This window comes from Acidimicrobiia bacterium (genome assembly GCA_035651955.1).
GTDB lineage: Bacteria > Actinomycetota > Acidimicrobiia > IMCC26256 > JAMXLJ01 > JAMXLJ01.
In genome coordinates this window covers 1-12,967 of the sequence record DASRES010000084.1, presented here as the reverse complement: position 1 = coordinate 12,967, position 12,967 = coordinate 1, and the positions used below count along the sequence as shown (strand labels likewise).

Below are 12,967 nucleotides of genomic sequence, written 5' to 3'. Positions count from 1 at the left end.
GGCCGCGGGGTACGCACGCGACGTCGTCGGTGATCGGAGGCCCCTGGAACCGGAGCGCGTGGTCGTCGTCGGCGCGTCGGCCGGCGGGATCGAGCCGCTGCGCCGCGTGGTCGCGGGCGTGCCCGCGGAGCTCCCGGTCGCGTTCATCGTCGCCCTCCACCTCCGCGCCGACTCGTTCAGCGCGCTCCGGCGGCCTCGCCCGCGCCACCAGCTGCCCGTCGGCCACGCGGTCGACGGCGAGCCGTTGCGCGGCGGGCAGGTGTACGTCCGCCCGCCCGACGTGGACGTGATCGTCCGCTCGGCCGAGCTGCACCTCGTGCACGGCCCGACCGGGAACGGCCATCGTCCCGCGATCGGCCCCTTGTTCCGGTCGGCCGCGCAGGCGTACGGGGAGCGTGCGATCGGCGTCGTGGTCTCCGGCGTGCTGGACGACGGGACGGCCGGCCTCGCGATGGTGAAGCACGCGGGCGGGGTCGCCATCGTGCAGAGCCCGACCGACGCCGTGTACGCCGCGATGCCCCGCAACGCCATGCGGCGCGTCGACGTCGACTTGGTCGTGCCGAGTGGGGACATCGGCCCCCCTGGTCGCGCGTCTCGTCGCCGAGGGTTCACCGCCGGCGGGGGAGCAGGTCGAGGCGGGACCTGACGTCGTGCAGGAGGCGATCGCGGAGGAGACGCCCGCGTCCGGGCTCCATGACGGCGGAGCGTCCGGGTTGACGTGCCCGGACTGCAGCGGCGCGCGCTGGGAGGTGCACGAGGGGCATCACGAAGGTCCGTTTTCGCGTCGGGCACGGCGTGGACCGAGACGGGGCTGTTCGCGCAGCAGACCGCGAACCTGGAAGCGGCGCTGTGGATCGCGCTCCGTGCGCTCAGCGAGCGCGCCGAGCTCACGCGCCGGATCCACGAGCGCGCGCCCGCGCGGGCACGAGCACGCGGCACGCATGTTTCGCGACCGACTGCGCGAGTTCGACAGCGATGCTCGTCTGCTCCGTGACGTCCTCACGCGCCGGGAGGACAACTCGACGACCGGCTCAGCGAGGTCGTGCAGGCGATCGCGGCCGGCAACGGCGAAGATGTCGACAGCGGCGGCCGTGAGGACGCCGCCGCGCTCGGCGAATGACCGAACGGGACGGCTTGCGGTCGCGGAGGACGGCGACTGCAATGACAGACCTGTGAAGGCGCGCGACCGCGACGAGGGGAACGAGCCCACGGAGGACGACCCGATCGTCGACGAGCCCGGTGACATCGACGCGCACGACCGGGCCGACGACCGGCCCGACGAGCACGGTGACGACGAGCTCGGCGGGCTGCTCGAGTTCGTCAAGCGGAGCCGTCGCTTCGACTTCAGCGGCTACAAGCGCGCGACCCTGCAGCGCCGGATCGCGAAGCGTCTGCAGGAGACAGGCTGCGACGACTACGCGGCGTACCAGGACTACCTCGAGGTCCACCCGGACGAGTTCATTCAGTTCTTCGACACGCTGCTCATCAACGTCACGAGCTTCTTCCGGGACTCGAGCGCGTGGCAGTTCGTCGCCGAGGAGATCGTCCCCCGCATCATCTCGGGCAAGGCCCCGGGCGCGCCGATCCGCGTGTGGAGCGCGGGGTGCGCCACGGGTGAGGAGGCGTACACGATCGCGATGGTCCTCGCGGACGCGCTCGGCGGCGAGCAGTTCCGCGAGCGCGTGAAGATCTACGGGACCGACGTCGACGAGGCCGCGCTCACACGCGCCCGCATGGCGATGTACTCCCCGAGGGACCTCGAGTCGACGTCGACGCGCCTGGTCCGCGAGTACTTCGAGCCGATCGACGGGTCCTACACGTTCCGCAAGGACCTGCGCCGCTCGGTGATCTTCGGCCGTCACGACCTCGTGCAGGACGCGCCGATCTCGCGCCTCGACCTCCTCGCGTGCCGGAACACGCTCATGTACTTCAACGCGGAGACGCAGGGAGCGGTGCTGCAGCGCTTCAGCTTCGCGTTGCAGGACGCCGGCTTCCTCTTCCTCGGCAAGGCCGAGACGCCGCTGACGCGCTCCTCGTTGTTCCGGCCCGTCGACCTTCGTCTCCGGGTCTTCCAGAAGGCCGACGCCCGCAAGCCGCGGCCACGCGTCCCGATGATCGCCGTCGCGAACGGCGAGGGGAACGGCGACGCTCGCCGCGTCGAGCGGGCGACGGTCCGAGACGCGGCCGTCGACGAGGTTCCCGTCCCGATGCTCGTCGTCGAGCTCAACGGGACGCTCGCGATGGTGAACGAGCGCGCGCGGGCGCTCTTCGGCATCACGGGCCGCGACATCGGCGCGCCGTTGCAGGATCTCGAGGTGTCGTACCGGCCGATCGAGCTGCGCGCCGTGATCGAGGAGGCGTACGCGCAGTGCCGGATGGTGCAGCGCCGGCTCGTCCAGTGGAGCGGGTCGGACGGCGACCGCTACTACGACGTCGCCGTCACACCGCTCACGGAGAGCGGCACGACGGTTGGCGCCGCAGTCACGTTCACGGACGTGACGCAGTATCGGCAGCTCCAGACCGAGCTCGAGTACTCGAACCGCGAGCTCGAGACTGCGTACGAGGAGCTGCAGTCGACGAACGAGGAGCTGGAGACCACCAAGGAGGAGCTCCAGTCGACGGTCGAGGAGCTCGAGACGACCAACGAGGAGCTGCAGTCGACCAACGAGGAGCTCGAGACTGCGTACGAGGAGCTCCAGTCGACGAACGACGAGCTGCAATACGTCAACGAGGAGACCCAGCGGCGCGGCGAGGAGCTCGATCGCGTCAGCAACCTCTTCGCCGCCATCATGGCGTGCCTCGACCGACCTGTCGTCGTGCTCGACCGACAGCTCCTCGTGCAGGTGTGGAACGCGCAGGCGGAGGAGCTGTGGGGGCTGCGCGCCGACGAGGTCGTCGGCGAGAGCTTGCCCGGCCTCGAGATGGGGCTCCCCGTCGACCGGCTCTTCGGCCCGATCCGCGCGTGCCTCGACGGCGACCGCGCGCAGGAGACCGTCGAGCTCGACGGGTACGACGCCCGCGGGCGGGAGGTGCGCTGCCGGGTTCGGTGCGCGCCGTTCCGGCAGGACGGTCCGGTGCCCGACGGCGTCGTCGTCGTGATCGACGTCGAGCGGGACGCCTGATGCCGTCACAACGTTCCGACAATCGGGGGCCCGGGTACGGTGCGCATCGTGGCGCGGGGTGACGGGGGAGACGTCGGCAAGCGCGTGCTGGTGGTCGAGGAGGACCCGAGCGTGCGTCGTGTGTTGTGCACTCGGCTCGAGCGGGAGGGCTTCGACGTCCGCCAGATGGACAACCCGCGCCGCGTCGACGAGCTGATCGTCGAGCTGCGGCCCGATCTGGTGCTCGTGAACCTGCCCGAGGAGATGCCGCTCACACCGATCGAGCGGATCCGCGAGTGCGGCGACGTCCCGACGATCGCGCTCGTGCGGGACGGCCTCGAGGTCGACCACGTGGACGCGCTGGAAGCGGGCGCGGACGACTACGTCACGAAGCCGTTCTCACCCCGTGAGCTGGTCGCGAAGGTCCGGGTCGCCCTCCGGCACGCACCCGCGGCGCGGATCGGCGCCGACCGGCTGGACTTCGGCGAGCTCGTCATCGACCGCCGCTCCCGCGAGGTCGTGAAGGCGGGCGACGTCGTCGCGATGCCGGCTCGCGAGTTCGACCTGCTGCTGTTCCTCGCGTCCTCGCCGCGACAGGTCTTCACGCGCGCGCAGCTGTTGGAGCACGTGTGGGCGTCTTCGGACGCGTGGCTCGGCGTCGCGACCGTCACGGAGCACATCCGCCGGCTGCGCAAGCGCATCGAGGACGACCCGCGCAAGCCACGTTGGGTCGTCACCGTGTGGTCGGTGGGGTACCGCTTCGAGCCGTGACCCGGCGGTCGGCGCCGCGTGACTCTTTGTTGGGGTGCCGGTGCGATGGACCCGATCCGCCGTCGGGTACAGGTCGCGTGACTCGGCCACCGGAGGAGGCGACGGCGGCACGTTCCCCCCGCACCGCGCGCCGGGCCGTCGCCTCCCGGGCCGAGCCCTGTGCGTTCGTGCGTCGCTGAACGTTGCCATGCGACGACGAACGACGCATGAACGCCGCGCTACGCCTCCGGCTCGCCGGCCGTTCGGGCCGCGAGTCGCGCGCGCTGCGGCTTCACGACGTACTTCGGGTCGGACGCCGACTGCTTGCCGGCCTCGAGGACCGCGAAGCGCTCGAGCAGCGCGCCCGCGAACACGAGCCCGCCGCCGAGCATCGCTGCGCCGCGCTTGCGGGCGCCGCGCGCGCCTGCGATCGCCGCGCCCGCGGCGGTGCACGCGAGCGCGGCCTTCGACAGCATCCCGGCCTTGCCCTGGTGGTACGGCTCACCGAGCTCGCCGAGCCGGCGCTCGAGCACCTTCATGGTCACGACCTCGCCGACCGCACCGAGCACGGTCATCCGCACCGCGGGACCGTTCTCGCCCGCAGGCGCGAGGAGCATCCCGAGCGCACCGGCGGACGCGGCCGCGCCGCTCGCGAACACGAACGGCAGCATGTCGTGAGCCTCGTGCCATGCCGGCACCGCGGTGTCGCTCGCCACGACCGCGGTGTACGTCGCGACTGCCGGCGCGGTGAGCGCCGCGACCGTCTCCGCGGCGGTCCCGATCGCGGGCATCACGCCGAGCAGGTCGCTCAGCGCGGCGACACCGGTCGCGGGCCCGTACACGCCGAGGATCCACGACCCGACGTTCAACGGTGACGTCGGCTTCGCGACGCGCAGCATGTGGTGGAACCGGTCGGGACGGCCGAGGTCGACGATCAACGCGACCGCGCCCATCGCGATCGCGCCGGTCGCCGACACCTTCGCCCGACGCCCGAGCTTGCGACGGCCCGTGCGCGACGCGCCGAAGCCGAGCACGGACGAACCGGCCGCGAGCCCGCCGAGGAAGAAGTACTCCGCGATCCAGTGCTTCCAGGTCGGCGGCTTGATCACGGGCCGGTCGTAGTAGGTGCGGACATCCATGTCGGGAACGACCGCGCGCTCGCCGCGACCCTTCCGCTGACCGTCGTGCGACGGCACGCCCGGCAACCGCACCTCCGTCGAGCTCACGACCGCACTCCGACAAACGCCGCGACCGCGACCGCGGCGAACGCGCCCGCCGCCTTGGCGGCGTTTGCCCACATCGACTTCAGATCGCGCGTCGTCACGACGGGATCGGGCGGGAACCGGTACACCTCGGGATCGTCGACGAGAAGGAAGAACGCGCCGAACCCGCCGACGCCGTCGTCCTGGTCCGCGCCGTAGAGGTACGCCTCGTGCACTCCCTGGTCGTGCAGCTGCGAGACCCGGCGGTTCGCGCGCGCGACCAGCTCGTCGAGCTCGCCGAACTGGATCGAGTCCGTCGGGCACGCCTGCGCGCAGGCGGGCTCGAACCCGCCCTTGAGCCGGTCGTAGCAGAGCGTGCACTTCCACGCGCGCCCGTCGCCCTCGCGCAGGTCGATCACGCCGAACGGGCACGCAGGCACGCAGTACCCGCAGCCGTTGCACACGTCCTCCTGCACGACGACGGTCCCGAACTCGGTGCGGAACAGCGCGCCCGTGGGGCAGACGTCGAGACACGCGGCCGCGGTGCAGTGCTTGCACACGTCGGACGACATCAGCCAACGGAAACCGTGTTCATGGTCGCGCTCGCTCGGCGCCGGGATACCCGGCGCCGCCGTTCCGGCCGCTCGCCGCTCCTGATGTGCCTCCTGCCCGCCCAGCGGTCGTCTCTGCTCGATGAACGCGACGTGCCGCCACGTGCTCGCGCCGAGCTCACCCGTGTGGTCGTACGACGACCCGAGCCAGTTGAGCCCGTCCTCGGGGACGTCGTTCCACTCCTTGCACGCGACCTCGCACGCCTTGCAGCCGATGCAGACCGTCGTGTCGGTGAAGAACCCGACGCGCGTCGGGTGCTCGGCCCACCCCGCGATCGACGCCGCGTCGCGCACGCCTGCGGTGCCGGGCCCGGGCATCGTGATGCTCACGACCCATCTCCTCCCACGCCTTCGACGCTGCGGAGGCGGGCCGAGCTCTCGCCCGCGCGGTCGCCCGACGGGATCCCGGCGCGGCGGCGGTAGTCGTCGACCAGCGAGAGGAGCGCCGGACCGCGCGGACGGCGCCCCGGACGGATGTCGCACGTCGCGGCCTTCACCTCCTGGATGTGCACGTTCGGGTCGAGCGCGAGCGGGAACAGGTCGTTCGCCGAGTCGCCCGTCGTCAGCCCGCGCGAGCCCCAGTGGTACGGGAGGCCGACCTGGTGCAGCGTCCGGCCCTGCACGAGCAGCGGCGTGACGCGGTCCGTGACGATCACGCGCGCCTCGATCGCGGTGCGCGCCGAGACGATCGTCGCCCACCCGTTGCTCTCCAGGTTGCGCAGCGTGGCGAGCTCGGGGCTGACCTCGCAGAACATCTCGGGCTGCAGCTCCGCGAGGTGGGGAACCGTTCGCGACATGCCGCCCGCCGTGTGGTGCTCCGTGACGCGGTAGGTCGTCATGACGAACGGGTAGACCTCGCTGCCCACCTGACCGTCGGACGGGTTGTACGGGTTGAGTGTGCGGCGGAACGTCTGTCGCGCCGGGTTGTGCTGCTGCCCGTACAGCGGGTTCTCGAACGGCGTCTCCTGCGGCTCGTAGTGCGTCGGGAACGGGCCGTCCTTCAACCCGCTCGGGACGTACAGCCACGAGACGCCGTCGGCCTGCATGACGAAGGGCTCGTTCCCGTTGATCGCGTCCTCGCGCTCGGCGTCGTCGGGCGCGCGGTAGTCGGGCGGCTTGTCCTTCTTGAAGTCCGGCGTGTCGTGCCCGGTCCACGAGCCGTTCTGCGCGTCCCACCACACGTAGCGCTTCCGCTCGGACCACGGCTCGCCGTCGGGACGCGCGGACGCGCGGTTGTAGAGGAGGTGACGGTTCGACGGCCAGGCCCAGCCCCACTCGGGCGCGACCCAGCTCTGGTCCTGGCCGGGCTTCCGACGCGCGGTCTGGTTCTGCTCGTCGGCGAAGCAGCCGCAGTAGATCCAGCAGCCGCACGTCGTCGACCCGTCGGCCTTCAGCTCGGTGTAGCTCGACAGAGCGTCGCCGTTGCTGTCCCACCCGTTGATCTCGCGCAGCACCGCGTGCGCGTCGGGCTCCTCGATCGCGCCCTTCGTCGGGTAGTCCCACGCGAGGTCGAGGACGGGACGGTCCATCGCCTCGGTCGAGCTGGCGAGCTTGCGCCGGATGACGTTGCCGAGGTGATACATGAACCACAGCTCCGAGCGCGCGTCGCCGGGCGGTTCGACGGCCTTGTGGTGCCACTGCAGCAGCCGTTGCGTGTTGGTGAAGCTGCCGTCCTTCTCGGTGTGTGCGGCGGCCGGCATGAAGAAGACCTCGGTGGGGATCTCCTCGGTCTTCAGCTCACCGGTCTCGATCTCCGGCGAGTCGTACCAGAACGACGCGCTCTCGATCTCCTGGAAGTCGCGCACGACGAGCCAGTCGAGGCGCGCCATCGCGTGCCGGTGCAGCTTGGAGTTCGCGGAGCCGACGGCGGGGTTCTCGCCCATCACGAGGAAGCCCTTCACCGTGCCGTCGAGCATGTCCAGGATGCTCTGGTACGTGGAGTGGTCGCCGGTGATGCGCGGCAGGTAGTCGTAGCAGTAGTCGTTCGCCGCGGTCGCGTGGTCGCCCCAGTACGCCTTGAGCAGGCTCACGGTGTACTTGTCCATGTTCCCCCAGTAGCCCGTCGACGCCGAGTTCTGCTCGATGAAGTCGTCGAGCGTCTCGTTGTCCTTGTGGGGCATGGGGATGTAACCGGGGAGGATGTTGTAGAGCGTCGGGATGTCGGTCGACCCCTGGATCGACGCGTGACCGCGCAACGCCATGATCCCGCCGCCGGGACGGCCGATGTTCCCGAGCAGCTGCTGGATGATCGCGGCGGTGCGGATGTACTGGACGCCGACGGTGTGCTGCGTCCACCCGACCGCGTACACGAACGCGGACGTGCGGTCCGGTCCCGAGCTCGCGCACAACGTCTCGGCGACGCGCAGGAACAGGTCGCGCGGCACACCGCAGACCTCTTCCACCATCTCGGGCGTGTAGCGCGAGTAGTGGCGCTTCAGGAGCTGGAAGACGCAGCGCGGGTCCTCGAGCGTCGGGTCCTGGTGCGGTGGACGCCCGCCGAGGATCCCGCCGTGGCTGCCGTGGCGCTGCCCGGCCGCGACGCCGGACCCGCCGTGCAGCTCGCGCTGACCGGCTGCGGCCGCGGCCTCGGGCACGTCCTTGTACTGCCAGCTCGTGTTGTCGTACGCCTGCTTCTCGGGGTCGAACCCGGAGAACAGCCCGTCGAGATCCTCGGTGTCGCGGAAGTCGTCGCTGACGATCGTCGGCGCGTTCGTGTAGGTCGCGACGTACTCGCGGAACTCACGCCCGTTCGACAGGATGTAGTTGACGATGCCGCCGAGGAACGCGATGTCGCTGCCCGCGCGCAACGGCACGTGCAGGTCGGCGACCGCGCTCGTCCGCGTGAAGCGCGGGTCGACGTGCACGATCGTCGCGCCGCGCAGCTTCGCCTCCATGACCCACTGGAAGCCGACGGGGTGGCACTCGGCCATGTTCGAACCCATGATCACGACGCAGTCCGCGTTCTGCAGGTCCTGCTGGAACGTGGTGGCGCCGCCGCGTCCGAACGAGGTCCCCAAACTGGGGACGGTGGACGAGTGTCATATGCGCGCCTGGTTCTCGATCTGCACCGCGCCGAGCGCGGTGTAGAGCTTCTTCATCAGGTAGTTCTCTTCGTTGTCGAGCGTGGCGCCGCCGAGGTGGGCGATGCTCATCGTCCGGCGCAGCGGCTTGCCGTCCTCGTCGACGTCCTGCCAGCCGCGCCGACGCGTCTCGATGATGCGGTCGGCGATCATGTCCATCGCCTGCTCGAGCGACAGCTCCTCCCAGCGGGTCCCGTACGGCCGCCGGTACTTGACCTTCTGCGCGCGCGTCGGCACCTGCACGAGCTGACGTGTCGCCGCGCCCTTGGGGCACAGACGGCCACGCGAGATCGGGCTGTCGGGGTCGCCCTCGATCTGGACGATCTTCCCGTCCTTGACGAACAGCCGCTGACCGCAGCCGACTCCGCAGTACGGGCAGATCGAGGCGACGACCTCGTCGGCGGTCGCGGTCCGCGGCTCGAGCGACGCGCTGGAGGGCGACTGCGCCGCGGCGCCGAGACCCAACGGGTCGCCGCCGAGCACCTGACGGACGACGGGCCACGACGCGAACCGTTGTGCGATGCCCACGGCCCTCACCCTCCTCGACCTTCCGCGTGGTGACGCTGCCCCGCTGCCGGCACCGTGAAACCGCGTTTTGCGCGCCATCGCGCGTGGGCAGCAGATCGAGCATGGAGATCGGGTACTCGCTGTCGAGTGAAGAGCTGCGGCCGGCCGACATGGTGCGGTTCGCCCGGCGCGCGGAGGAGGTCGGGTTCAGCGGTGTCGCCGTGTCCGACCACTTCCACCCCTGGATCGACCGGCAGGGCCAGAGCCCGTTCGTGTGGTCGGTGATCGGCGGCATCGCGTCGGTCACGGAGCGCGTCAAGGTCGGCACGACGGTCACGTGCCCGACCGTGCGTGTGCATCCCGCGGCCGTCGCGCAAGCGGCCGCGACCGCGGCCGACATGCTTCCGGGACGCTTCTTCCTCGGCGTCGGCAGCGGTGAGAACCTCAACGAGCACATCACCGGCGCGCGCTGGCCGGAGACCGAGGTGCGACTCGAGATGCTCGAGGAGGCGATCGCGGTCATCCGTCTGCTCTGGCAGGGCGGGATGCGCTCGCACCACGGGCGTCACTACACGGTCGAGAACGCGCGCATCTACACGCTGCCCGCGCAGCTCCCGCCGATCTACGTGTCGGCCTACGGCGCGAAGTCGATGGACCTCGCGGCGCGCGTCGGCGACGGCTACGTCGGCACGATGCCCGACGCGCACATGGTCGAGCAGTACACGTCGAAGGGCGGGCGCGGCCCGAAGATCGGCGGCGTGAAGGTGTGTTGGCACGAGGACGAGGACCAGGCCCGCAAGCTCGCGCACGACCTGTGGCCGACGATCGGCGTACCCGGCGAGCTCGGCCAGGAGCTGCCGACGCCCGCGCACTTCGAGCAGGCGGCGAGCCGCGTGACGGTCGACGAGGTCGCCGAGTCGATCGCGTGTGGCCCCGACCCGGGACGCCACGCGGAGTCGATCCGCGAGTACGCCGAGGCCGGGTACGACGAGGTGTACGTGCAGCAGATCGGCCCCGACCAGGAGGGGTTCTTCCGCTTCTTCACCGACGAGGTGGCGCCCCGTTTGTAGGCGACCGGGGCCGGGAACGCGAGACCGGTGACCAGCTACGGCTTCAGCTTGATGTGCGAGGAGCACGATCCGCGGTCGCTCGTGCGCACCGCGGTCGCGGCGGAGCAGGCAGGGTTCGACTTCGTCACGCTCTCGGACCACTTCCACCCCTGGTTGTTCAGCCAGGGCCAGAGCCCGTTCGCGTGGAGCGTGCTCGGCGCGATCGCCGAGCGCACGGAGCGGATCGGGATCGTCACCGCCGTCACGTGCCCGATCGTGCGCTACCACCCGGCCATCGTCGCCCAGGCCGCGGCGACGGTCGCGGTGATGAGCGAGGGCCGGTTCGCGCTCGGCGTCGGCGCGGGCGAGGCATTGAACGAGCACGTCGTCGGCGAGCCCTGGCCCGCGACCGACGTCCGTCACGCCATGCTCCTCGAGGCCGTCGACATGATGCGCGCGCTCTGGCGTGGCGGACGTCAGACGTATCACGGTGACTACTTCGACGTGCAGGACGCGCAGCTGTTCACGCTCCCCGACGAGCCGCCCGAGGTGTACGTCGCGGGTGGCGGGCCGGCCGCGTTGCGCGTCGCCGCGCAGGTCGGCGACGGGATGTTCGCGACGTCGCCCGACGCGGAGCTCGTCGACGCGTACCGGCGCGCGGGCGGCGACGGGAAGCGGTTCGGTCAGCTCGCCGCGTGCTGGGACAGCGACGTCGAGAAGGCGACCGCGACTGCGCACGAGCGGTGGCGGTTCGCGATGGGCTGGCCCGTCCAGGCCGAGCTGCCGAACCCGGCGAACTTCGAGGCCGCGTCGCAGGCCGTGCGGGCCGAGGACGTGACGAAGAGCGTCGCCGTCGGCCCCGACGTCGACCGCCACCTCGGCGCGATACGCGAGTGGGTCGACGCCGGGTTCGACCACGTCTGCGTCGTGCAGGTCGGTCCCGACCAGGACGGCTACCTGCGCTTCTGGCGCGACGAATTGCGTCCACAGTTGAACGGAGGTCGTGGGTGATGCACGCAATGAGACGGGCGGTACGGAAGCTGCGGCGGCGCGTGCTCTTGCTCGGTGTCGTCGCGGGCGCGTGGTACTTCCTCAACCCGCGCACCGGGCGCGCGAACCAGGCGCGCGTGCGCGACCAGCTCGCGTCCCGGATCCGCGGCGCGGGGACCGACGCGCGCCGTCTCGGTCAGCAGGCCGAGGGGACGAGTCGCGGCGTCGCGGCGAAGGTCGGGTGGAGCAACCGGTCGTCGTCCGGCACGCCCGTCGACGACAAGACCATCGCCGACCGCGTGCGCAGCCAGGTGCTCGGCCCGCTCAACGGCGAGCTGCTCGTCGACGTCGCCGAGGGGGTCGTCGAGCTGCGCGGTCCGGTCGACGACCCACGCGACGCGGACGCGCTCGTCGACGCGATCCTCGACGTGCCGGGCGTCGTGGGCGTGAACAACTTCACCCACCGGCCCGGTACGCCGGCGCCGAACAAGGCCGCCGCGCTCCACGCCGAGGGCGACATCTGACGCGCGGGCAGCGAGCCGAGAGGGGACATCGTGGAGACATCCGGCAACGCGCCGCACGTCGGGCTCGCGCCCGACGACCTCGTCGCCACGTTCCGGCGCTCCGGCCCGTTCGCGACGCTGTACCTGCAGACGGATCCCGCGATCGAGAACGCGGCCCAGTACTCGGAGCGTCACTGGCGCGCGTGCCGGGAGCAGCTCGCCGATGCCGGCGCCCCGGAGCGCGTCCTCGCGGCGATCGACCCGGTGATCGGCGGCGCGCACCTGCGCGGCGGCGGCCTCGGTGTCATCGCGGACGCCGACGGGTTCCTGCACGTCGAGCACCACCCGCAGCCGCCCGCGCGCGACGTCGCGCGCTGGTCGCCACTGCCGTCCGTCGTCGGCCTGCTCGAGTGGCGGCAGGGTCACGTCCCCCACGTGCTCGTGCTCGCCGACCGCCGCGGCGCCGACATCTACGCGACGGACGCGCGCGGCCGTGAGTCGCACCGCGAGGCGGGCGGGTCCGATCTTCCCGTCGAGAAGGTCGCGCCCGGCGGATGGTCGCAGCGGCGGTACCAGGACCGCGCCGACGTCGCGTGGGACCAGAACGCGTCGGACGTCGCGAACGAGGTCGTCCGCCTCGTCGACCGCATCGACGCCGGCCTCGTCGCGCTCGCGGGCGACGTGCGCGCCACCCAGCTGTTGCACAAGCACCTACCCGCGCGCGTCGATCGGATCGTCCACCCGATCGACGGCGGTCGCTCGGCCGACGGCTCGGACGTTCGCATCGCGCAGGAGACCGCGCGGCTGATCGCGACGGCCGCGGCCCGCGACACGGTCGCGGTGCTCGAGAAGTTCCGCGAGGAGCGCGGCGAGCACGACCGCGCGGCCGACGGTGCCGAGGCGACCGCCGCCGCGCTCCGGGAGGCGCGCGTCGACGTGCTGCTCGTCCACGACGACCCCGACGACGAGCGCACCGCGTGGTTCGGCGACGAGCCGACCGACGTCGGCGTCGACCGGAACGAGCTCGTCTCGCTCGGGCGCGACCACGTGCGCGAGGCGCGACTCGTCGACGTGTTCGTGCGCGCCGCGCTCGGCACCGGTGCGAGCGTCCGGGTCATCCCCGCGCACGGCGGCGCGACCGGCAACGTCGGCGCCGTGCTGCGCTGGAGCTAGA

General features: G+C 71.5%; 10 protein-coding genes. 7 read left to right on the top strand and 3 right to left on the bottom strand.

Annotation, left to right across the window (positions count from 1 at the left end):
* Nucleotides 1–58: 58 nt before the first annotated feature.
* From VFC33_17990 to VFC33_17980, 3 genes are all read left to right on the top strand, one after another.
* A complete protein-coding gene (locus tag VFC33_17990; protein ID HZR15131.1) occupies nt 59–646 on the top strand; it encodes a chemotaxis protein CheB in 588 nt (195 codons plus the stop codon).
* A gap of 526 nt (nt 647–1,172) precedes the next feature.
* Nucleotides 1,173–3,122, top strand: a complete 1,950-nt coding sequence (locus VFC33_17985) for a CheR family methyltransferase (protein ID HZR15130.1) — start codon at nt 1,173–1,175, stop codon at nt 3,120–3,122.
* Nucleotides 3,123–3,170: 48 nt separating this feature from the next.
* Entirely contained in the window at nt 3,171–3,872 is a 702-nt protein-coding gene (locus VFC33_17980; GenBank protein ID HZR15129.1) for a response regulator transcription factor, read from the top strand.
* A gap of 218 nt (nt 3,873–4,090) precedes the next feature.
* Here VFC33_17980 and nrfD read toward each other — a convergent pair whose 3' ends face one another.
* From nrfD to fdh, 3 genes are read right to left on the bottom strand one after another with little or no spacing between them, the layout of a single operon-like run.
* Nucleotides 4,091–5,077, bottom strand: coding sequence for an NrfD/PsrC family molybdoenzyme membrane anchor subunit (gene nrfD, locus VFC33_17975; GenBank protein ID HZR15128.1), 987 nt, complete (start codon nt 5,075–5,077; stop codon nt 4,091–4,093).
* Complete coding sequence (locus tag VFC33_17970) at nt 5,074–5,982, bottom strand: 4Fe-4S dicluster domain-containing protein (protein HZR15127.1); 909 nt, start codon at nt 5,980–5,982, stop codon at nt 5,074–5,076. The genes nrfD and VFC33_17970 overlap by 4 nt, the downstream gene beginning before the upstream one ends.
* A gap of 8 nt (nt 5,983–5,990) precedes the next feature.
* Entirely contained in the window at nt 5,991–9,272 is a 3,282-nt protein-coding gene (gene fdh / locus VFC33_17965) for a formate dehydrogenase (protein ID HZR15126.1), read from the bottom strand.
* A 101-nt stretch (nt 9,273–9,373) separates the two neighbouring features.
* Between fdh and VFC33_17960 the strand changes: the two genes are divergently transcribed.
* From VFC33_17960 to VFC33_17945, 4 genes are read left to right on the top strand one after another with little or no spacing between them, the layout of a single operon-like run.
* On the top strand, nt 9,374–10,321 hold the full coding sequence (locus VFC33_17960; GenBank protein ID HZR15125.1) for a TIGR03557 family F420-dependent LLM class oxidoreductase: 948 nt from the start codon (nt 9,374–9,376) through the stop codon (nt 10,319–10,321).
* A gap of 27 nt (nt 10,322–10,348) precedes the next feature.
* Nucleotides 10,349–11,311: a TIGR03557 family F420-dependent LLM class oxidoreductase gene (locus VFC33_17955; protein HZR15124.1), complete on the top strand. Its 963-nt coding sequence runs from the start codon at nt 10,349–10,351 to the stop codon at nt 11,309–11,311.
* A gap of 8 nt (nt 11,312–11,319) precedes the next feature.
* Nucleotides 11,320–11,814, top strand: coding sequence for a BON domain-containing protein (locus tag VFC33_17950; protein ID HZR15123.1), 495 nt, complete (start codon nt 11,320–11,322; stop codon nt 11,812–11,814).
* A gap of 30 nt (nt 11,815–11,844) precedes the next feature.
* Nucleotides 11,845–12,966: a Vms1/Ankzf1 family peptidyl-tRNA hydrolase gene (locus VFC33_17945; protein ID HZR15122.1), complete on the top strand. Its 1,122-nt coding sequence runs from the start codon at nt 11,845–11,847 to the stop codon at nt 12,964–12,966.
* Nucleotide 12,967: the final 1 nt, after the last annotated feature.

Excerpts from the sequence above, each read along its gene's own strand:
- VFC33_17970 (HZR15127.1), bottom strand. The coding sequence starts at position 5,982 with ATGCCCGGGCCCGGCACCGCAGGCGTGCGCGACGCGGCGTCGATCGCG.
- VFC33_17950 (HZR15123.1), top strand. The coding sequence starts at position 11,320 with ATGAGACGGGCGGTACGGAAGCTGCGGCGGCGCGTGCTCTTGCTCGGT.
- VFC33_17960 (HZR15125.1), top strand. The coding sequence starts at position 9,374 with ATGGAGATCGGGTACTCGCTGTCGAGTGAAGAGCTGCGGCCGGCCGAC.